This window comes from Clostridium sp. LS (assembly GCF_002760435.1).
Lineage (GTDB): Bacteria > Bacillota > Clostridia > Clostridiales > Clostridiaceae > Clostridium.
In genome coordinates this window covers 23369-46483 of sequence record NZ_AUUU01000009.1, presented here as the reverse complement: position 1 = coordinate 46483, position 23115 = coordinate 23369, and the positions used below count along the sequence as shown (strand labels likewise).

15 protein-coding genes are annotated in these 23115 nt (G+C 31.0%); all 15 read right to left on the bottom strand.

Going from position 1 to position 23115, the window contains the following annotated elements:
• Positions 1–666 precede the first annotated feature (666 nt).
• The 15 genes from COL3_RS02285 to COL3_RS02215 all read right to left on the bottom strand — a co-directional run bounded on the left by COL3_RS02285 (position 667) and on the right by COL3_RS02215 (position 23074).
• Positions 667–3798, bottom strand: coding sequence for a hypothetical protein (locus tag COL3_RS02285; RefSeq protein ID WP_008423314.1), 3132 nt, complete (start codon positions 3796–3798; stop codon positions 667–669).
• Positions 3792–4826: a hypothetical protein gene (locus COL3_RS02280; protein WP_008423313.1), complete on the bottom strand. Its 1035-nt coding sequence runs from the start codon at positions 4824–4826 to the stop codon at positions 3792–3794. Before COL3_RS02280 ends, COL3_RS02285 begins: the two co-directional genes overlap by 7 nt.
• Before the next feature lie 12 nt (positions 4827–4838).
• The gene (locus COL3_RS02275; RefSeq protein WP_008423312.1) at positions 4839–7226 is read right to left on the bottom strand and encodes a hypothetical protein; all 2388 of its coding nucleotides are present in this window, start codon (positions 7224–7226) and stop codon (positions 4839–4841) included.
• Between the two features lie 132 nt (positions 7227–7358).
• The gene (locus COL3_RS02270; protein WP_008423311.1) at positions 7359–8150 is read right to left on the bottom strand and encodes an ImmA/IrrE family metallo-endopeptidase; all 792 of its coding nucleotides are present in this window, start codon (positions 8148–8150) and stop codon (positions 7359–7361) included.
• A gap of 7 nt (positions 8151–8157) precedes the next feature.
• Positions 8158–8601, bottom strand: coding sequence for a helix-turn-helix domain-containing protein (locus tag COL3_RS02265; RefSeq protein ID WP_008423310.1), 444 nt, complete (start codon positions 8599–8601; stop codon positions 8158–8160).
• 2 nt (positions 8602–8603) lie between these two features.
• Positions 8604–8936 carry a DUF4258 domain-containing protein gene (locus tag COL3_RS02260; protein WP_008423309.1) on the bottom strand — a complete coding sequence of 111 codons (333 nt, stop codon included), beginning with the start codon at positions 8934–8936 and terminating at the stop codon, positions 8604–8606.
• A 140-nt stretch (positions 8937–9076) separates the two neighbouring features.
• Entirely contained in the window at positions 9077–9595 is a 519-nt protein-coding gene (locus COL3_RS02255) for a hypothetical protein (RefSeq protein WP_008423308.1), read from the bottom strand.
• Between the two features lie 192 nt (positions 9596–9787).
• Positions 9788–10888, bottom strand: coding sequence for a 3'-5' exonuclease (locus COL3_RS02250; RefSeq protein ID WP_008423307.1), 1101 nt, complete (start codon positions 10886–10888; stop codon positions 9788–9790).
• Positions 10889–10894: 6 nt separating this feature from the next.
• Complete coding sequence (locus COL3_RS02245; RefSeq protein WP_008423305.1) at positions 10895–11692, bottom strand: UvrD-helicase domain-containing protein; 798 nt, start codon at positions 11690–11692, stop codon at positions 10895–10897.
• Positions 11689–13737 carry an AAA family ATPase gene (locus COL3_RS02240; RefSeq protein ID WP_035283333.1) on the bottom strand — a complete coding sequence of 683 codons (2049 nt, stop codon included), beginning with the start codon at positions 13735–13737 and terminating at the stop codon, positions 11689–11691. The genes COL3_RS02245 and COL3_RS02240 overlap by 4 nt, the downstream gene beginning before the upstream one ends.
• 160 nt (positions 13738–13897) lie before the next feature.
• A complete protein-coding gene (locus COL3_RS02235; protein WP_008423297.1) occupies positions 13898–16987 on the bottom strand; it encodes a DEAD/DEAH box helicase family protein in 3090 nt (1029 codons plus the stop codon).
• A gap of 65 nt (positions 16988–17052) precedes the next feature.
• The gene (locus tag COL3_RS02230) at positions 17053–18945 is read right to left on the bottom strand and encodes a site-specific DNA-methyltransferase (protein ID WP_008423295.1); all 1893 of its coding nucleotides are present in this window, start codon (positions 18943–18945) and stop codon (positions 17053–17055) included.
• A gap of 13 nt (positions 18946–18958) precedes the next feature.
• Positions 18959–19681, bottom strand: a complete 723-nt coding sequence (locus COL3_RS02225; RefSeq protein WP_008423293.1) for a DUF4391 domain-containing protein — start codon at positions 19679–19681, stop codon at positions 18959–18961.
• Between the two features lie 11 nt (positions 19682–19692).
• A complete protein-coding gene (locus COL3_RS02220; protein WP_008423290.1) occupies positions 19693–22860 on the bottom strand; it encodes a helicase-related protein in 3168 nt (1055 codons plus the stop codon).
• Positions 22844–23074: a helix-turn-helix domain-containing protein gene (locus tag COL3_RS02215; protein WP_242982089.1), complete on the bottom strand. Its 231-nt coding sequence runs from the start codon at positions 23072–23074 to the stop codon at positions 22844–22846. The genes COL3_RS02220 and COL3_RS02215 overlap by 17 nt, the downstream gene beginning before the upstream one ends.
• Positions 23075–23115 lie beyond the last annotated feature (41 nt).

The following is a 23115-nucleotide window of genomic DNA, read 5'->3' as shown; positions in this document are numbered from 1 at the left end:
TTAAATGTATCACAAAATTTTACATTTTACTATTACTGCAGACGAAATGTTGAAAATAATGACTTAAAATATAAAAAAAGCACCAACCAGAGGATACTTTCTCCAAAGTTGGTACTTATAATAATTCTTTATTCTTTACAGCTTCACCTAAATCTCTACCCTTTTGATAATACATCACAAAATAATAGATTTCTTACCACGGTTGTTCCAATGAACTCTACAATATATATCTCCACACTCCCATCAAAAAATCAATCAGTGAGAATGGATTTCTACATCTAAAGTTTCTTTTTTCCTTCTATTATGAGCTGTATTTCTTCTGTTTAGTTCTTCCTTAACCTGCAAGATCCTTTTGAAAATTATAGCCTCATAGCTATTTTCTACATATTGCTATACCCTGTGTCAAATTTGACACCCCCTTACCTATTACTATTCTCATATATTAGTTAAAGCGCTAGCTCAATAAAGTAAGGATTTTATGGTTTGATCAAGAATAACATGTTCATTATCATAATAAAACGCCCAGCTTCTTTTATAAATTTAAAAGGTTATAGAGCTTCATTTATCTCAAAGCTTGGGTTTTCATTTAAGTATTATAGACGCTTATACATAAGAGTATAACATAATAATCTTCTTATATATTCACCTTATTTCAATTTCTCATTTCTATCTATGCAATATTAACTCGTAGTTATTAAACCCATCCTTCAAATCATTATACAAATGATTTGCTAATTCATCACCTCTATTAAGCATTTCTTGCCATGCTATGAATAGTGAAGTGTTTTTATCATCTATTATTTTTGTTATATCTTCTTTAATACTTTGTTCTGCTGTCAATGGATAAAATGAAGCATCTACAATGTGAACAGTAACGTTAGTGCCCCCTCTTTGGCCTCTTCCTGATAATTGCTTCAGCTGAACTAATGTATTTCCCGCTATAGAGTCTTTTATATATTGAGGAGCTCTTCTAAACCCCTTAAAATGTCTTAACTCCTTGTGCAGCTTATACATGTTTCTTTTAATCTCTCTATATGATGATCCAATAGATGATTTATTTAACTCCTTATGAAAATAACTTGTTGATTCTAAAATATCATTTGGTGAAGGCAAAGCCCTGTTCATAATTATAATGTCTCTGAAATATGATTCGCCTTTGTCATTTACTACATTAAATCCACGCTCTATTATTATATTTACTGCAATAAATATGTCAGCTTCACAGGCCCTCTTTTCTATATCCAGCTTTGTTATATGAATATTAGGATCGTAGTCACCCATGAGCTCATGATAAAGTATCTTTGCATTATGTCCTACTTTTATCAACTCTTCTCCAATAGCTTTTGCATTAGCATACGAAGAAGTGGATATCAGTATACCAGTATCTATATCTTTAGATCTTTTTGCAATTAAGTTTTTATTAATCTCTTGAGTTAGATTTTTCAAAGCATTGATCTGATTATCTATTTCAACTCCTGATACAGAGATTGGTGTATCACCTTTATAAAATATATGACACTTGACATTTACTTTTCTATAATCACTTCCCTCTCTTTTTAAGAGATGAGTTACTGGATATTTTAAGTTATACTTAGATGATTCTGTTCCAGCTGAAGTAGCTGATGTTAATATTGTAAATGGTTGTTGAAAATTATAAATTCTAGCTACCGCCCTAGGATTCTCAAATAAAATCTCCCTGCCTATCCCGCTATAACTATTTTTAATTAACTTAGTACCATTTTTATCAATATTTATTCTAAAACCATCAGCATCTCTTATTAAAGCTTTAGGCGCCAACAGATGGTTCTGTGCATTTGTTGAAATACTTATATAATTATGATCGTTTGCCAAACTATCTAAAACTGGTTTTATTAGATCATATATCCTATTTAGGTAGTTGTCTATCGAGCTTAATAATAATATAAATGTAAGCATTTCATTTCTTTTGGCCGTTCCTACTTTTCTCTTTTTCTTAAAATTAACTTTTATTTTACCGGTATCTATGTCATTACCATCAATTAAATTATTTAATTCTTCTTCTGATAGCTCCAAATTACTTACTTCTTTTCTATACCTGTCAAAAATCTCATTAAAAGTACTATCTATTTCTATATCACTATCTTCATATATGGTTAATAAATAATTTATATATTTTGAACGTATATTATCGATTCTATAAGTAAGCAAAGCATAAAATCTATTATTATACTGCGATATATCTAATTCTTTGCTACCATTATCAGCTACAATAGAGGAAATATATTCTTCACTCCAATCGTCAATTAACTGTCTAATAGTGAAATTTTTACCTCCATATTCTTTTCGTACTAATCCGCTTCCCTCATCAGCCAAAAATAACATATGTAATAAATCTATCTCTCTATCATAGTTATTTACAATAGTCTTAAATCTTCTTACATAATCATCAGTTACAATATTCTTTCTAGTTATTGCATTATAAAGAATTTTTAAAAATCCTTCTAAGTGTTGCTTATTGCTTCTTTCTATAGTATCTAATGAATATACTTCTGTTGAAGAAATCAATCTATCATCACCTATTGTCTGTAGCTTGTCAGCTTCATCAAATAATATTACATCAGCCCAAATGCTTAAAATCTCATACATGCTTCTTCGATACTTATCTACTTTTGCAGCCGCTATTGAATCTATCAGGTTAAACGGTGTGGTTATAACTACTTGTGTCTTTGGTAATCTCTTGTACATATTATAAAAGCCACATTGTTCTTTCTTCTCACAACTCTTACATTCCAAATATTCAATGTTATAACAGGTGTAATCTATATTTGAAAATAAGTCTGGATATTTCATTATCAGTTCAGGTATAGACTTTCCTTCCTGTGTACTAATGAATTTGTTAATGTGCTTGCTTCTTTCTTTTCCCATTATAATTGTAGTATCTAGACCCAAATCATCTAGCTTTAGTTTAGTATTTATACTATTTGGAGCATGTGTGTCTGTTACATATAGAACCTTCAATCCTTGTGAAACCAATTTCTTAATATAAATATCAAATAGAACAGATTTACCATCACCTGTTTTGCCTGCTATATGCAATAAATGTGGTAATGGCTTATTCACTTCTTTTAATCCTATTAATTTGTAATTATCAGGATAGTGCTTACCCATAGAATTAACAAAGTCATTGTTTATTGATTTCAAGCTTTGTTTAACTTTCTCATAAACATCATAAGATTTCTTTTCTTTTATTCTGCATTCTAAGTACTCTGTTAAAATATGCTCCTCATTATCTCCTTCCATAGGGATAAGTCTTATATATTGTGGATCAGTAAGAACAGCATTATATTTTTCTAATCTATCTTTAAAACCAGAAAAACTATCATTAAAATAAATTTTAGCTTCCTTGTTCTTTAATAAATCTTGATCTGCTTTAAACATTTGTATTATCTTTGTATTATGATCCTTCTGAATAAAATAGAAATGTGTTAGCAGTGCTCGCTTATTCCATTCATCTTCATGGCTAGCTAAAAAAGTATGTGCTTGTATTATAAATCTATCTTTTTTAATATCTATATCTATAAAATTGCAATGAACTCCTGAAAATAATACTAACATCTCATCTATAGTAAAAGGCCTTTCGTATACCTTGTATGCTGTAAACATTAATAATTCAGAATATAAAAACAGCTTTATCTTAGTATCTTGTTGCCTGTTTTTGCCACTTAGCTTCATAGGATGTTTTACTATATCTCCAAATGCATTTTCATACTCATCTTCATACTTTTTACTGCATAGTCGAGTAAAGTTCATTCTTAACATAAATTCTTACCTTCCCCTGCAACTCTTTTTAATTTATTTAATAAATCTTCAATATTATATAATCTACTACCACCAGCTCTTAACAAATGCCCTATGAACTCCATCTGTTCCTTATAATACAAATCAGGAACTACAATCCATCTATTACGATATTTATCTTTTAAAGTCTTATTATTAGTCAATTCACTATATAAATTTTCAGCATAATTGTAGGCTTTCATATCTAAATATATTTGTTTGCCATATATATTAACTAGTATATCTCCATCTTTTTCTATTTCGGGAAATATAGTAGCGTCAAATCCTGATTTCAAAAGAGCATTGAAAACCTCGTATTCAAATCTTCCTGGATTAATTATTGAGTAGAAAATCTCAGGCTTTACTATTAAAGTACCTCTATTAAATATGTTATCTTCGTATTTAGGATTGCACAGTCTATGGATTACCATATCAGAATCTATATTCTTTACATAACCACAACAGCTGCACACTTTAAACTCTTTCTTAATCTTTAATATATCGTAACAATCTCTTACATATTCGATGGCAAGGTTTCTATATAAAACCGGTATTGATTTCTTTGAATTTATAAAAATATATTTTATTTCATCAGCGCTTTCAATAATTGGATTTTCAATAATATACGTACGCGTTATCCTGTAAAGTTCTTCAGCTGCCTGCTTGTCTATATTCCACAATTCAAAACACTTCTGTCTAAATTTTTCAAACCTTATATCATCCTGACGTCCTTGGCTTGTAAGCCTTATGTGCCATTCATCCCAATAGGAATTTAAAGTTCCATCTGAATCTAGTAATGAAATATCTTTATCAATCTTATCAACATATTCACAAACGGGAATGTTTATTAGATTGTTTATAAAATCAACTATATCTTTACTCGGCAAATATTTGTACATTAATTTATAGTAATAATTTAAATCCTTGTACTCATCAATTCCTGTTTTATCGTTTTTAATATGGTTTATTATTTTTAAAAGATCTTCGTGCCTAATCTTTTTTAAATCCACTTATTTCACCCCTTATACATTAGTATCTTCTGGATTAGTATACGGATTATCTTTAATATTTTTCTCTAATCCTAATATATAATCTGTTGTAATACATCTATTTAGATGGGAGTGTCTTGTTAATGATAGTCTTAACTTGTGTACTAAGTTGCATAAATTCTGATTTTCCTTGTCATTATGCGTTATTATCTTGTAAGCAATTCTATCTTGATATTGAATTTTTGCTCCAATAGAAACCTTATTATGTGAGTTGGTCCATCTTCTTATTTTTGATGCCTCTACTGTAACCTGGCACTGCCCTTTATCTCCAATAGAAATATAAGTTCCTTCCTTTACTTTATAAACGCCTGTCCCTAAAGTAATTTTTCCTTCATTAGTTTGCACTATTTCTTGATGTCCTAATAAATCTGTTGTTATTAGATCCCTACAATTCTGCTTTATTTCTTCAATTATATTTTGATTCAAATAATGTAATACAGAGTTATATTGTGTTTCTCCACCCTCTAATATTACTAAAACTTCTCGTGATTCATCTTTTATATCTTTAAGTAAGCAATTAACTGCAATATCATCAACTTGTCCCACTTCTTGTAATCTAGAATTTAAATTGGGTAGATATTTATAAATATCAGTAATATGCATATATTCATTAGTTATTGCTGGTATTTTCACTTCTATGTTATTGTTGTCTAATCTACAAATAAAATTTATTTTATCAGCTTTGTGAAGTGTATATATTACTTCATTTTCCAATATAGTTTGATTAGCATTTCCAAATCCAATATCATTAAACAAGTCTCTTAAAGAACTGCATATCTTATTATCATTGATTCCTTCATTTCCATTAATAAATTGATTTATGATTCCTCTACTGTCTAGTGCATTTCTTATAATTTTTTTAGCATCTAATTTGCCCATGTTTTCTAAATCAATAAATGCTAACGTAAGTTTTGTTTCATCAAGGTAACCTATATCCTCTAATAGCTTTTCTGCCCTTATATCTGCAGTTTCATTATCACTTTTTATTTCAATTCCCTTTGTTGATACCACTTTTCTTATTTGTAGGTTAACAATTTTACCATCTGACAACTCTAGAGAATATGATCCATTAGCATTAATAGTCATTCCTGCATTATCCTGTATTAACTTTCCACTCTCTATAACATCCTCAGTATATTCATATAACATTGATTCAGAAGGTTGTATTATCAATAAGTCTATATCCGTCTTTGGGCTTCTATAAATTGTATTTGAAAGTATAATTTTATCACTATTGTTTAATGCTCCAGCTCCTTGTCTCCCTACTTTTAATTCATCAACTACTGGAAGCGGTTCTAATCCTTCAATATTTTCAAGTATATAGTTGTAAATATCCAATTTATCTGAGCCAGGTACTCCAGGATTTAATTTATTTTTTCCTCCCATTTTAGTACTATAAATTAAATATATGTCTTCTTTATCCTCAGACTCTATATGTGTTTTTACATCATCAAATGAAATCCCCTTATATTTTTTAATATACTCATATAGCTTCCAATCCTCTGATACTAGTTGTACTTCTTTGCTTGATGTGCCTTTCTTTTCACCGTACTTTACTCTAGGAGAATAATATATACTTCCATCAAAAATCAGTGTAGAATAGGATTTAGCTGTCCCATCCTTTAGTGCATTAACTTTATTATAAGTTACTACTCTTTTTACACCTATCATAGGATATATGTATATATCACCATCTTCAATTTCTATATTAGGAATAATATAAAAAGCCATTTTCTCATTTTTACCATTCAAATCAATGTCTATAATTTCGGATATAAGCAAATGTCCAATTTGTCTGCTATAGGATGGAAAGAACTGTATCTTACTGCCATCTTTTAAATATTTTTCATCTTCACTTGTACCTATATAAATAGACTTTCTATCTAAAGCTTTTATAAACAGCATCTTTACCAAAGTCAAATTTTCTAATAAAACTTTATAATCAACTGTACCTGCATATTTTGGTTCAATTCTTATATCCTTAATGTTAATTTCACCATTATAATTTAAAAGATCTGCTTTATACTTTTCTAAAAACTCTTCAATATTATTAGCTAATAAGTATATTGTTTTATTTTCCTCTTCTTCCTCTAGGGATTCATGGCAATAGAATTCTATAACCTCTTTATCATAATCAGTTTCCTTTAAAGCCATATATGCTGGATTTATAGCATTTAAAATATATGGTAGTTTTAGTACATTATTTGCACGCCATTCTTCTTTCAATACTTCCTTAGAGAACGATTTAATTAAGCTTATTAATGGAACTAATTCTTCATTGCATATAAATTTCTTAAAACTATTCTTTTCTAAAAATTGGCTAGTTATTTTAAATCCTAATCTATTTAATTGTTTCCCCATTGTTTCCTCCCACTTTAACCATAATATGTATTAAAAACTTATATATAAAAACCACGTCATTGATTATTGTCTAACGTGGTCAAATTACATATAATTGAATAACTATTGCTAAGTTTATTTGAAATTAATCTATCACATATCAAAAAATGCATCCATATAATCAGCATCATTAGCAACTCTTAGCAGTGTAAATACCCTACTAAAATTAGGTTGATATAATGATTCCTCTACTATTTCAAAATCATGGCTATTCTCCTGTAGCCATACATCACAACTTAAAATTCTTTTTACTGTTTCATTACTGTATCTGTTATGTAGAAGTTCTTTCGCTGCTGAACCTCTTATAATACCTGGCTTTAAATTCAAATCAAAACTTGATGACTTTGCTTGAACTATCTTTCTTCCATTACTGTAATATATCAAAGCTATAATCTTCTCATCACTATTTGATATTACCTTTCTTGTCATAGCTCCTAATGACACATTAAATTCCTGAGCTAATTCCTTTATTAATTCCATTGAAATTGCTTTCCCCGAAATTTTAGATAGTAATTTATCTGTTGGTATTAGTAGTTCTGATGCAAAAACATCCGCTTGATTTTCTTCTAAATTATCAGAACTAAAATCTCCAATATTAGTACAAGTACACATATTCCTACTATGCCAAGGAATAAAAAAATGACCTACTTCATGAGCTATAGAAAATCTCTGTCTTGGTATATATAAAATCTTTCTGTCATTTATTATTATGTTCTTTTTTCCTTGAGATACAATCAAGAGAGCTTCGGCAGAACTTATATTTTCATAATTGACCTTTAAATCATAGGCTTCACATACTTTAAAAATATCTACAGGAGGAGTTAAATTTAATGATGAAAGAATATCCTGAGCATAAAGCTCAGGACTATTTTCATATAAATACATTCTTAAGCTATAGATATTTAGATATTATCTCAGCATCTTTTTCATTTAACTCCCCTGTTTTACCTCTTGCTGCAATGCCATATGCTTCTTCTCCACCCATAAATGATTCTATATCTTTTCTCAGAAATCTCCATTCCCTTCCGAATTTATGGGCTTTTAGTCTGCCATCTCTTATCATATTGTATATTGTTTGGTTGCTAACTCTTAGTAGATCTGCTACTTCAGTTAAATTTAAGATATCAGGTTTTTGCTCTTCATCCACATTAACTAAGCTTTTACTTAACTTTTGCAGCATAATAGCATCTTTACCTTCGATTGTAACCTCACCACATTGCGGACATACATATGCGTTAACACCATCTACAGTTAACTTATAAGATCCCCATCCAGTATTTATCGATGTGGTCTTTTTCTCCATCTCACTGTTACAGATATAACATTTCTTACTCATAATTAATATTTCCCCCTTCTCTTCAGGACATTATCAATACACTCCCAAGCCTCATCTTTTGTCTTGCATACAGTAATAATTAAAGGAGTCTCTAAGGCTGCAACAACTGTATATACTTCTGGACTTTTATCCGTTGCCTCCTGAAATAAAACTTTAATATCATTTGTTCTCTTATCAGTTTGAAACTCTATAGTCTTCCCTTTTATAATGCATTCCAACACTTTGTCAATATCGATTTCACGTTCTGACATTCTTTCAATAGCATGATTAGTAAAATCAAAATCTCCCTCACTGACTCTTTTGCGGATCATCTTTTCAGCTAATTGTTCTAACATGAATTATTACCTCTTCTTATATATAATATACACCTTAACGCGTTTTTTTACAATAAAATATTATAAATTACTATAAATTATTATAAAATACATATAATAACTCAACTATAACTATTATTCTTCAGCGCCAACATCAACTCTTATTTTCCTTCAACCCACTTAATCATAAAACTCCAGTCACTTACCTGTCCGTTATCATTAAGGATTTCAAGAAATACTCCATCGCCTTTTCCTACTTGCCATATAGCTTGTGCAGAATTACCATTTTCAGAAATACCCGCATTTTTAACGTATTTAAAAAATTCTTCCTTACCAACTCCGAAAGTTTCTGCTACATATGCAACTAAATATATATCAATCACACTTGCACCAAAATCAGACGGTCTTCTTGATAAAATATGCTCTCTTATAATATCCTTCCATGAATAATGTGGAGAAGTCATTATCCTGTTTCTTATATCTTCTATTCGGTATGCTTTATAACTTCTCTTCTCCCACTGTTTGAGCTGAGCAAAATCCCCATTGATTTGTAAAAGTTTTTTAAGCATATTCTCTAAATTACATACTGTTGGTATTATCTTTGCATTAATACTCCTACCTCTTAAATTATCTGGTAATATGTAGCTATGGGATATTATAGTTCTTTTATCTTCTTCCACTTTTCTCTTTCACCTTACTCTCATAAAAGTATGTTTTTACTTAAAAATCTGATTAATTAAAAATTACTTTTAAGTGATCTAAAACATATGATTTTAATAAATATTAATTAGACCTTACCTTCTTTAATAGTGCATGCTAAAACATGGCATTTTTAAATATTTATAATTTCTATTAGTCTATTTATAAAACTTTTACGTTTCAGTAAATGCTACTTCATCCACTACCTGGGATTCACGTAATAACTCATAAAACGTCCGTATCTGAGCTCTGCTCTGAGTTCTCGTTCTATTGAATCTGTCAGTTCTCAAATTACTAAAAGTGAAGATTGCTCTTCTTTTTGCTCTGGACAGTGCCACAAAAAAAGCACACATATCCTCTTGCTGCTGCTGTCTAAAACTCCAAAATGCCCCATCTTCAAGACCTACAAAAATAACTGTATCATATTCAAGACCTTTGCTCTTATGTATTGTCATTATAGGAATAGAGTTAACTCCCTTTAACTCCATTACTGCCTGAGTCCAATCCATAACCTCACTATATTCTTTCCAAAGATTTGATGTTAAATCATCTATTAATTTATAAAGATTGGTAAAATTTTTATACTGAGGAAAAATGCCACTTATAATACTTTCACCTAAATACTTAATAATTCTATTTATTATCTCTTTTAACTGCTCTTTATTAACTGTAGTTTCAAAGGAAGATTTTAACTCCACCAAAAATTTAGTAAGCTCCATTTCTAAATCTATAATCTTCTCTTCTTTTGAATCATCATCATATCCTTTTAACATTTTGAATAATTCCACAACTTCAACCCATTGTACAGGAGCTTGTTTGTCATTAGATAGAATTATTATATTTAAAATTGCTTGAGCAACCTCATCAGACAATAAATCCTGTAAATTGGCTTCGTTTCTCGCTTTTATATTATTGAGTTTTAACCCTTCTACAATAAGTTTACTATAAGCATCAACATTTTGTTTTGCAATAATACATATATCCCTTGGAGAAATATCCTCTTCCTCAAGCCAAGTTTTTATAGACTCACAGACTATTTCCGCTTCTTCTTTCTCATCATCAAATATCCAATTTTCACATATACCATCTTCTCTATTCCACTTTTTATTAGTTTTTATATCTGTTACTCTGCCATTAATAGCATGTGATATAACCTTTTGAATGGCTACTAATCTTGGTGCTGATCTATGGTTCATAATTAGTTCTTTTTGTACTGATGTAAAGTCCTTCTTATATGTATTAAATATATCTTCCATTGCACCGGCCCATTTCATAATACGTTATTTATCATCGCCTACAGCAGTTAATATGGAATTAGAACCTAAAAAAGCTGTCTTAACCAAATCATATTGTACCTCAGTAGTATCTTGAAACTCATCAAGAAAAACATATTTGTAAGTCATCCTTAAAGCTTTTCTAATACTTGGATTGAACCTCAATAAATATTCAGCAAGCCTTGATATCATTGGAAATGTTAACGATGGCGTCAACCAGCTTTCTCCATTTATAAGAGAATGCCATACCTTCCCAATTAGCCATTCATTTATATTATTATAATCTTTGCTTATAGGAAGCATATTTTGGGTAAGATAGAATCTAATAAACTCTGCTGTACTTACTTCATGAATTCCATAAACATTCTCTATATCAGAAGGTAGATCATATTGTCTAATCAAGCGTTCAATATCATCATGTGATGCAATATTATATTCTGCTGGTGGTCTATAATTTTCTGGTATACTCATCCTAAAATGATCCACTAAATGCTTAGCAAAAGAATCGTAAGTCCTTGATACAAATCTTTTAGCCAGATCTTTTCCACATCTTTTTTCTACACGTTCAGCCAAATTCCTAGCTGCGTCTTTTTTAAAGCTTATTGCTAATATTTTCTGTGGATTTGGACATTTATTAGTCTGCAGTAAATAACATGCCTTTTGTGCAAGCAGCTCTGTTTTACCTGCTCCAGGACCTGCTATTACAATACAATTAGTATCTGTTTTCACAGAATCATACGCGGCATCTTCTAACTCAATTCCATCTGATGGAAACCATTTATCACAATTAGTATATCTTATCATAAATTAACGTCACCTACTCCTAATTCAGAAAATGGATCATCTTTTAAATTGCTATAGATGGCTACTACTAATTTTTTTAATGGTTCTGGCATGTTATCCTTTAATTTCTTATTATCTATATTAGATAATGCCATTATGTGCGTACTTGGCTTTTGACGCTGCAAGAAAAGATAGTTGTACCATATCATTAGTTCCCTTTGTTCCTCACTGTAGCTTTTGCCATCTCCACCATAATCCTTTAAAGTTGCTCTTACCGCACTTTCTACTTTTTTATTAAACTCACCTAAATTGGTTAACTTGTCAGGAATTCGTGGTCCTCCATTTTTAGGAGCAGTTTGTTTATATTCATCTGGAAATGTTTCTAACATCATAAAATCAATATCTAATGGTGAAGAAAAAAATACATTATACTTATTTAAGCGTACAATCCAAGAATTTAATCTTTCTGAATCAAGTTCCCATGTATGCATTTTTTCAAGACTGTCATCATCCAATATAGTATTATCTCTTAACAAAAGAAGCTCATATTTGTTATGTCCATTTTTAAGAAGCTGTTTTATAGCATATTTTATTCTACCCCATGCCCCTCCTTCTCTCTCAGTGTCTAAATCAAGCAATGTAATATATGGAATTTTTAAAGAGCTCAACAACTTCCAAAAGTGATTAACATGCCTGCCTCCAAGAGGAACAATTGAGATTCCACTATTATCTATTTTAGGTCCAAGCAACTCCAACAGCTTAGGAATAACAATTTCTTCACTGTCACCCTCACCGAGAATAACTAATCTTGCAAAATAAAGCTCTGGATATGCTCTCACTGCTTCTTTAATATACTTATATGCTTCATCAGTTTTCTCAGGTAGTTTAATCTCATTTAATACTGTAGAGAATTGTTCCTTACTGATTCTTAAATGGCGTATTGATTCAGGGGCAATTCTTTTTATTATAGCTGGAGTATGGGAAGTAATTAAAATCTGAGCATTAGCTTTTTCAGCAATTGAATTTAAGTTGTTAATTATCCTGCCAAGTAGATGCGGCGAAACATGATTTTCAGGCTCTTCTACTGCAAGTACTGTTAATGCAGCTGATGTTGTGTTATTAAACTCATGTCTATCTGTATCTTCACTGGCCTTTTTTTCTATCTCTAACAAAGAATTTACCAGTGATAAATAGAATAAAGATCTCAACCCGTCTCCAAGAGAATCTATTTTATAGCCTTTATTTGTTACACTTGGCAGAAATTCAATTTCCATCTTTTTTAATATGTCTTCAAGTTCGGCACTATTAAACTTAATGTTTGCTTCTGTATATCGAATATCCCTGTGATAGTTTTTCCATTCCTTGTTAATTACCTTTTTTATGTATTTAACAGCAGGCTGATCATCAAATAATACATCCACTTCATCTACTTTATCTTTTAATTTCAAATCAATATCTTCAGGCCATTTTATCATTCTCATTATACGCCATAATATTGTACCAGCTGCATTTTTTAACTGGACAGAAGGCTCCCTAACTGCCGGCACATAAATAACTTGGATACTTGAGCGTTCTTGACTTGGAACCTTGATTTTATTAACGCCTTCCTGTTCTTCTTCATTACTATCTTCAGGTAAAAATATATACCATAAATTAGTTTCTATGTCTCCTTCAGGAGTACTTCCTATCATCCAATCTGATTCTAATCTAATTCTTACGTAAGGAGTTACGCCAGGTTCTTTTATAACCATTCTATTAAAGAATACTGGAACTGCAATACTTTTATCAGTATCCTCTAGCAATTCAGGAAATTCCAATATAGCCTCTATGGATAAACTATTAGTATTTACTTCTTCAGGGGATATCCCTTTGGGTATATGAAAATCACTCTTTACTATTTCTCTATCTTTTGTGTTAGTTCCAAACAGTTTTAATAATGATTGAAGTACAGCTGTTTTCCCGCTACTGTTTGTCCCAATAAATGCCGTTAAATCATTTAATCTAATAACCGTTTCCGTAGGGCCAAAACATCTGAAGCTTTTTAATTTTATTTTATTTATTTCCATAACCATCACCCACTAATAAAAAAATAAACTTTCATATAATATGACTTAAATAGATTTTTAATAAGCATAACTTTTTTAGTTATTGTAATAATAAAAAAATAGTCAATATTATAGGAAAAGGCCTGAAACCTTATAAATTCCAAAGCCTTTCCCTTCATGCTTAAATGCTCCTTCTCCTTAAGATATCTTTCTGCACCAGCTCTTTAAACTTGTTATAGCTGTTAACCCAATCAAAGGTAATATCTTCTGAAACCTTAGCAAAATGCTTCTTTGCACAATTGATTTTAGCATCTTCTACCTGAGTCAGATCCTTCTTTTCTTTATCGCATTTTGTTTCAACTATAAAATAAAGTTTAGCCGCTAAATCATCTACCTTATGGATAATAGCCCAGTCAGGTGAATAATTTCCATAAGGAGTATCAATTACAATACCACCCTTTTTAAGCTTAGTAAATAGCAGCACCTCTGGGTCTTCATCAAGACTCTTTGCAAATTTAAATTCTCCATCGCTATCAACTCTTATATACTTATGAAGTGTTCTTTTATAATCTCCCTTGGTTTTATAAGCCCTTTTATTGTCTACCATACTTCTTTCAATCTCTTCCACAGAAAATATAGAACTTTCCTCAAAGAGATATCCATCTATAACTTCATAGTCAATATTTTTAGCCTTAAACTCTGTTAGTTTGTCTAATATAGCTTTCATAACTTCATCAAGAACTACTTGTTTCTGAAGGAATTTTTTGTTTTTCAATTGTGAAATAATCCTAAACAAGGCCTTTCTTGGAAGCATTGTATGATGCATAAGATAATTTGTAATTTCAAAATCGCTTTTTATAATCTCAATGTTTTCGTCACCAAGAGCAAGGCTTACCTTTGCTGGATCATCGAACTTAAACTTCCTAGATTCGTCATAATCTCCCTTACCTGTGGCTACTTCAAATTCTCTTTTAAGTGCCTTGTAGCTTAATTTCTCATTTAAATCATCAATACATTCTTTAATAAACTGTTCATTATCAATTTTAACCTGATACATAGTTCTCTTAACTATACGATTTTTAAGTTCTATCCATAGTTTTTGAAACTCTGATTCAGTAACAAAACTATGGTATCCATTAACAACAGGTTCTTCATCGCCATTTTTGATTTCAATTCTGCGGCTTCCTTTATTTTGCATATTATCTATAAATCTTTCTTTGATTTTGATTTCAAAGGTTTTTAGTGTAGGATTTTTAAATTCATAATATAATATATCAGCTGCATTTTTAGTAAGTTCATTGTTCTTTGGATTAATAATTCCAGCATCAGTTAATTCCACCTTGAAAGCTTCCACTGTTTCCGCAACTATGAACTCCTTAGGCATACCTGCTTCCTCAAGGGTTCTGTATACTATATCATAAGTTACTTCTTCCTTCTTAAATCCAGCTTCACTACTAAAATCATTTTGTAGTGCTTCTGCAAAATGGTCATAGTAATCATTGGCTATAACAGTTAGAACATTTACATCCTCATCAAAGCATCTATTACCATGTATATCTACTGGTAATCTAAGTCCACGTCCAATCTCCTGCTTCTTTGCTATTTCTGAGCTTCCCTTTTTTAGTGTACAAAGCTGAAATACATTCGGATTGTCCCATCCTTCTCTAAGGGCTGAATGGGAGAATATAAATGCAAGTGGTTCATCGAAGGATATAAGTTCATCCTTTTTATCAAGTATTAGCTGAATTCCTCTCTCTATATCCTCTTGAGCCTTTTTATTCATCTCAATTTCATCCTTAGACCAATCAAAACCGTCTACTTCAGTCTCATTATTCTTCTTATCACGAGCAAAATATCCTTCTCTCACCTTCTGAACACTTTTATAATCAGTAAAAAGCTCAGGATACTTTCTAAAGACTTCATTGTATCTTGGGTCAAGGATAATCTTTGCATATTCTTCATCGAATATTTTAGCATACAGCCCTCTGCCATCTGCTGCTTCACTGTCTCTAAAGTTCTTTACAGCATCTATAAAGAAAAGTGAAATCACCTTAATTTTATAACCTTTTTCAAGTATTTTTAACTGCTTTTCAAAGTGTTTTTGTATTGTCAGCCTTATTTGAATTCTAATCAAATCAAGCTCATCAACATCATAGTTATTCTCTCCTTCCTTGAGGACGAGAACATCATCTCCTAACCCAATCTTAAGGCCATTTATTTTATGTGGATCTTCTAATACAACCATATTTTTGTACTGAGGCAGTCCCCCTGATAGTTCAAATAATGGTGCGTTTTTTAACACATTAAATGTCTTAAACCTTACACTTCCACCAGGTTCACTATAGAATATTTCTATCTTTGCCTTTAAATCTTTAGTAAACTCTACAAATCTAACATAATTATAGTCTTTACTTATATTGCTATATATAGTTTTAACTTCTATTTTTTTAACCAAATCCTGTTTATAAGCCTGATAAGAGTCCAGCTTATATATTTGATTATAAAGTTTTTTATGTGTGGCTGAATATCTTAATATAAACAGAGGATTTAACTCCTCAATTGCACTTAAAGATGCACTCTTTTTCTTACTGCTGCCCTCAAGTCTTTGCGGTTCATCTATAATAACAATAGGATTTACATACTTTAGTAAATCCCAAAGTACTCTACCTGTTTCATCTTCTTTTCTTATTTTGTTTGTATCCTTATTGAAGGATTGGATATTCATTATAGCTATTCTTAAATCTCTTGCTTCAACAAAGTCTGTAAGCTTTCCTGGGTTATCTGAATCATATACAAAAGCATGCTTTGATATATCAAGACCATGATAAAGTGTTTTAATATGTTCCTTTAGCATCTCTATGCTTTTTTCAACACCTTTTCTAATAGCAACGGTAGGTACAACAATTATAAACTTCATAAAGTTATAAGCTTCATAAAGATCTAAAATAGAGCGAAGATATACATAGGTCTTTCCTGTACCAGTTTCCATCTCTACAGTAAAGTTATATCCTGTATCAAAGGTATTGCTTGGAAAGAGCATATTATTATTTTGCACTTCCCTCATATTATTCAGGATTATACTTGGTCCAATATCAAGTCTATTTCTTACTGGGTCCTTTTCACCAAGTCTTTTTATATGGCGTGTTGCACCCCTGTAAATTACATCTCCAAGCTCCCTATCCTGACCTTTGAAAAGATCAACAACTGCATTTATAGCATTTCGCTGATATTCCAAACTTTCATCAAAATTAAACACTATTTTTTGCGTCATACTTTATCTCCCTCCTGTATTCCTAAATAGCACATAATGATTATTAATCATTATGCATCCTGAGCTTAAATAAACTCTACTCTGTAGGATTGTTCTTTTCCTTGATTATGTTTCTTAAGCTGTGCATCAAGGCGGTTCATTGTATTAAGCTTTAGGGAGATATCATCCTCAAAGGCACTATCACGGAATATTACTTTAATAGGCTTTGGCTCTATGGCTGCAATTCTATCAACTATTTTGTCTGTTACCTTTTCCTCTAAACATACAACTATTGCATCAGCGAAGATGTACGTTCTTTCTCCTATATTTGAGAGCTTTTCAATCTTTGATGTTAGAGGAAAATCCCTATGGCGGAGCATTATTTCGTAGACTACGTCTATGTCAGTAAAGCCAGGATTAAAATCAATTAAATCCTTATTCTTAAGTGCAGACTCCTCCATCGTTATCTGACCTTCTTTTAATACTTCACTATTCCATCGAATGTTTGTATCATCTACACGGAAGACTTTAAACCCAATATCAAGATTTTCAATATTTTCATTATCTTTAAAATCTTCTTTTATCTTTTCACCTGCACGACGTATTCGCTCTTTACCAATTTCACATATATTTTTATAACCTGCTTTGTAGGCCTCTGATTTTTCATCACAAGGTTCTAGAAGTTGTACCATTATAAATTTACGATTTCCTCTATCTTCAGCATTAAGTTGCATTATAGCATGAGCAGTTGTTCCAGAGCCTGAAAAAAAGTCGAGAATAACAGAATTTTTATCATTAGCGCAAACATGAAATATCAATTTATTAATCAAAGCAACAGGCTTTACTGTCTCAAACCCATGTTCACCAATTATCGTTTTTAATTCCGCTTTTGCAGTTTCTGCCGTTCCAATTTCTTTTGATATAAACGACCAAAATGGCTCCATTTTATCTTCTTCATCAAATTCTCTAATACGAAAATACGCCTTTCCATTTTTTATTAATAAGTCCCCTCTTTCTCTAAATTTTTCAATTGTTTCAATCCCATATTTCCATTGATTTCCCTCTTTAGGGTATATTCCATCAATAGAAAATATCATAGTATTTCTACCCCTGATTCCACTGGCAGACATTTCTCCTATTTGTTCTAATCTATATTTTCTTCCATTCTCATCAATTTCGGGGTATACTCTAAGCTCAGTTAACTTCAGCGAAAATTCATATCTCAAAGATGATTTTTTATACACTAAAATATATTCTTGTTTGTTCTGCAATTGGTATTTTGCTGTCTTGGTATTTTGACATTTTGTTTTACTTTCCCAATCAATAATTCCCAAAAAATTTGTAGTTCCAAATATCTCATCACATACTTTTTTCAAATTATCTATTTCTTGATTTGCTATACTTATAAATATAATACCATCATCACTTAATAAATCCTTAGCTATTTTCAAGCGTGGATACATCATATTTAACCAGTTAGAATGAAACCTTCCACTTCCTTCTTGATTCTTAATTAGTCTATTGCCTTCTTCATCTATATTACCTTCTATTTTTTCATTTTCAATAACTTCCATTGTGAAATTGTCTTTATAAACGAAGTCATTCCCCGTATTATATGGTGGATCAATATAAATCATTTTAACCTTTCCATAGTAAGAATTTCTCAAAAGCTTTAATACCTCAAGATTATCTCCCTCAATATATAAATTCTCAGTAGTCTCTGGATTCTTGCTGTCCTCTGGTACATATTTTAATGTTTTACCAATTATATCTGTATTGGCAAGCTGTTTTGCTTGTGTTTTCCCAGGCCATGTAAGTTCATACTTCTCATTACCTATCTCTTCAAACTGACCAAGCTCCTGCTTTAATGCTTCGAAATCAACTTGTCCATCTTTTACTATCTCCGGAAACAGACTCTCAAGCTTTTTGATATTTTCATTTATAGGATTGAATATCTCCTTAGTAACTTTGTTCTCCATGTTTATCCTCCTGTCACTCTGTAAGTTTATTGATTTTATCAAGGGTATTCTTAATCTTCATATTAATCTGCGCCTTCTCTGACACAGTATTGGCAATACTCTTTTCTCTCTCAAAGCCTTCAAGTTCTCTTAAAAGGCCCGTCAATAATTTCATAGTATCAATGTCATAGAATATATTTGATGATAAAATACCTTTGTATCCAGAAAAATATGTCCTATTACTAATAACTGCAGCTTTGCTAAACATTTCATAATAATATGATAGCTTATTAACCTTGTTTTTAACTTCGTCAAAATCTAAAAACTTTGATATTAAATCTTTAGTTTCATTCTGCATGAAAATTGATGATATAGGTGTTAATATCATTTCATCTATAACTATTTGGGTATTATCAAGTTTATTCAGCCTTTTGTACGCAAAACAATAGTTTTCCGTCCCCTTGAAATCAAAGAATCTTATCACTACTAATGGTTTTACAACCCTTTGAATAATTTCTCCTATAGCTTTTGCACTTTTTAACGCCTTAACTTCAACCTCAAAAAACATTATAGCTTGACAATTATGTTCATCATCAATAAATGATGCAATATCTTCTCCTGTTATTTGATATTTTAATTCTATTTGAACCACATTATCTTTAAAGTACTTCTTCTCCTTTGGAGTAAGCTGGGAGGTTGTAAACATCTTTATATCAAACTTTTTATTAACTTCATAGTCTAATGGAAGATTAAACATTAAGGCACCTCCTACTCTACAACGAGAAAGGATACTAACTCAAAATCGTCACTGCTTACATTTTCAAAGCTATTTTCATATCCTCCAAAGTCAAAAATGCTCTGCTGTGCCTTCTTATCTTCTTCTCCCTTTATTCCTGATATTGCTTTATTAAGTAGCTTTGAATAATCACTCATATCTGCAGCATTTTTGGTTTTCTTATTAAATCTTTCAAGAAGCAATCTATCAGGTTCTACCTTACCGTAAGTAAGTTTCCTAAACTCCTTTAGTGTCTCCCTGGCACTGCTATTTCCAAAATAAATTTCTCCATTCTCCAAAACATACATAAGATAATATGGATACAATGAACTTTCACTCTTAGGCTTTGCTTCATCCCTTAAATGCTTAAAACAGAAAATGCATCCTTTTTTTCCTCCCTGAGCTACAGAATAAACTCCCCTTGGCACCCTTTTCACATCAAGATTTTGCCTTACAAATCCAGCAAGTTCATAAAGATAATCATTCATATTTAAGTCAGTAAGGGATATATTATCATTTAAATCTTCTATATCTACAACCTCATTTTTAAGTCTTTCAAGCTGTTTCTTTCTAAAGATAAAGTCATTCATTTCAGGTGAAAGTATATCCTCATCCCCTGTTGATGAAAGATTTGCCGCCATCATTTTACCTTTAACTCTCTGCTCAAGCTGCAAATACTCATTAAGTTCCATATTAGGGAAGAAGTTAATCATAGCTATCTTATCATTTTTACTTCCTATTCTATCAATTCTTCCAAACCTTTGAATTAAGACAACTGGATTCCATTGTATATCATAGTTAATTACGCAGTCTGCGTCCTGAAGGTTTTGTCCTTCAGAAATACAGTCTGTTGCTACAACAACATCAATTTGCATTTCCTTTGGAAGTTCTTCACCAAGCTTGGACTTTGGTGAAAAGTGTTTGAGCACAGTATTAAATTCCTTTTTTATTCCGCTTAATGTAGTTTTAGGTTCTCCCGAGCCTGTAATACATGCCGTATTAATTCTATGTTTCTTAAGCTCATCTGCTATTGATTCATAAATATAGTTTGCTGTGTCTGCAAAGGCTGTAAATATTAATATCTTTCGGTTTCCTTGATTATAGGGAGTAGCTATTATTTTATTAACTATAACATCCTCAAGAGTTCTTAATTTTTCATCCCTATCATTTTCAAGTATTTCCTTAACCTCTTTCATAATATTTTTCAGTATATCTTTATCATAGAGCAGATCTTCAAGGAAATTTTGGCTCATCAAATGCTTAACATTTATCTCATATTTATAATCAAGCGTAACTTCATCTTCGTCATCTATATCATCTACTTCAAGATTTAATTTCTGTTCTAAATCTTTAGTTATCACATTAATATAATTATCTATTCTCTCCATAAGCCTTCTTATGGTTTCTCCAAAAGAATAAACAGAACTTTCAAGACGCTTAAATAAATTAAAGCGATGTAATGTAGCTGTTATAAGTTCTCTCTGCTCATGATAAAATATTACCCTATCTCCATAAACCGTTTGGTATTTTTCCCTATAATACTCCTTATATTGCGGTTTAATATATGACATAGGTGAATATACCGCAAGTTTTAACTTCTCAAGAACTTCATTAGTTTCTTTAAACTTTAAAAACTTCTCTTTACTATCAATCTCTGGATTAAAAGTTTTTGGAGGAAGTTTATCTGGAAACTTTCCTACATTATCATTACCATAATATTGTGTTATATGCTTTCTACTTCTTGATATTGTAATCATTTCAAGTAGCTTAAAAAATTCAGATGGCAACCTATCTAAAAGGATATTCTTGCTCCTATTAGCTTCTTTCATCCACTCATTTATCTCCCTTTGAGCTTTTCTTAAAACTCCATCAATACTTGGAATTCCTTCTTCCTTAAAAGCTTTATCATCATCAATCTTTATAACACTTAACTGATTTTTTAAGTCTGTAAGTGAATTGTTAACTGGAGTGGCTGATAGCATTAAAACCTTGGTTTTAACACCCTTCTTTACTATTTCGTTAATGAGTCTACCGTACCTTGTCATCTTTTCAGGATTTTCATTCCTGTTTCTAAAGTTATGGGATTCATCAATAACCAGCAAGTCATAATTCCCCCAATTTATACGAGACAAGTCAAGACCACTACGTGCCCTTCCTGACTGTCTTGATAAATCAGTATGGCATACTATATCAAAAGCAAATCTATCCCTGGCAAATCTATTATCTATATAAGAGTTTCTAAATGACTCCCAGTTATCATAAAGCTTTGTAGGGGTTAGTACTAATACCCTGTGTTGTCTTAATTCATAATATTTTATAACAGCAAGAGCCTCAAAGGTTTTACCAAGCCCTACACTGTCTGCTATTATGCAACCATTATATTTTTCAATCTTTCTAATAGCAGAAACAACTGCATCCTTTTGAAACTTAAAAAGACTACTCCAAATTTCAGTATCCTTAAAACCTATACGGTCATTTTCAAATTTTTCAATATCTGAATCCAGATTATCACCAAAGAGTTCATTCAATGTAAAGAAATAGATAAACTCCGGACCATATTCCTTATATATAAAGTTCAAACTTTCAAGCAGCTGCTTTTTAAAATCCTCTGTATATTCTTTACTATTCCAAAGCAGTTCAAAGTTCTTTGATAGCTGTTGAACCTGCTCCTTATCTGTAAGCTCTACATTAAAATTAATAGTTTTAAATAAGCCTGTCAGTGCCTTTTTAGTAATTTCTAAAGATGAATCTCCAAACACTGCATAGTCATTATCAATAAGCATTAAATTACTCTTTACAATGGCCTTATTCTTTACCCTTTTTACATTTACATGCTTTTCTATGAACTCATGCATACTCCTTGCCTTATTTAAATGATTTAACTTATTCTTTTCAATAATGTCATAGGAATTGAAGAGCATATCATTGACTGTACGACTTATCTCAAATTCTCTGGATATTTCTCGACCTGAAGGAATATAAGCAGAATCTCTGATTACAAGGTTAATATCCTTAACTTTGCTCATATTCTCCTTTAACTCGGAAAAGACAGAAAGAGTTAATTTATCATTTATAATGTTCACTCGGCTGCTTTTCTTGTTAGAAAGCACACTATTTACTTTATTAATAAGTTGTTCATTTGAATTAATAATGCCGCTCACAGTCAATACCCCCACTTAAAACATTATCATCTTTCTTCCTGGTCGCTTTTCGCCCAGCTCGTCCATCTAATGGTTTCTCTGCTTCTTGAGGAATAAGCCAAACAGAAGCTTTTTTAACTGCTCCTACTATTCTCCCTTGAGAACACAACAGTTGCACACGTCTTGCAGTAATTCCCCATTTTTCTGCTGCTTCATGTGTAGTTATATATTCAATCATAGTTAATGCACCTCTACTTTTTGGTGTATATAATAATA

Bases quoted from the DNA above. Each gene is read 5' to 3' on its own strand.
- COL3_RS02285 (WP_008423314.1), bottom strand. From the start codon at position 3,798: ATGTTAAGAATGAACTTTACTCGACTATGCAGTAAAAAGTATGAAGAT.
- COL3_RS02275 (WP_008423312.1), bottom strand. From the start codon at position 7,226: ATGGGGAAACAATTAAATAGATTAGGATTTAAAATAACTAGCCAATTT.
- COL3_RS02270 (WP_008423311.1), bottom strand. From the start codon at position 8,150: ATGTATTTATATGAAAATAGTCCTGAGCTTTATGCTCAGGATATTCTT.
- COL3_RS02265 (WP_008423310.1), bottom strand. From the start codon at position 8,601: ATGAGTAAGAAATGTTATATCTGTAACAGTGAGATGGAGAAAAAGACC.
- COL3_RS02260 (WP_008423309.1), bottom strand. From the start codon at position 8,936: ATGTTAGAACAATTAGCTGAAAAGATGATCCGCAAAAGAGTCAGTGAG.
- COL3_RS02250 (WP_008423307.1), bottom strand. From the start codon at position 10,888: ATGAAATGGGCCGGTGCAATGGAAGATATATTTAATACATATAAGAAG.
- COL3_RS02245 (WP_008423305.1), bottom strand. From the start codon at position 11,692: ATGATAAGATATACTAATTGTGATAAATGGTTTCCATCAGATGGAATT.
- COL3_RS02240 (WP_035283333.1), bottom strand. From the start codon at position 13,737: ATGGAAATAAATAAAATAAAATTAAAAAGCTTCAGATGTTTTGGCCCT.
- COL3_RS02235 (WP_008423297.1), bottom strand. From the start codon at position 16,987: ATGACGCAAAAAATAGTGTTTAATTTTGATGAAAGTTTGGAATATCAG.
- COL3_RS02230 (WP_008423295.1), bottom strand. From the start codon at position 18,945: ATGGAGAACAAAGTTACTAAGGAGATATTCAATCCTATAAATGAAAAT.
- COL3_RS02225 (WP_008423293.1), bottom strand. From the start codon at position 19,681: ATGTTTAATCTTCCATTAGACTATGAAGTTAATAAAAAGTTTGATATA.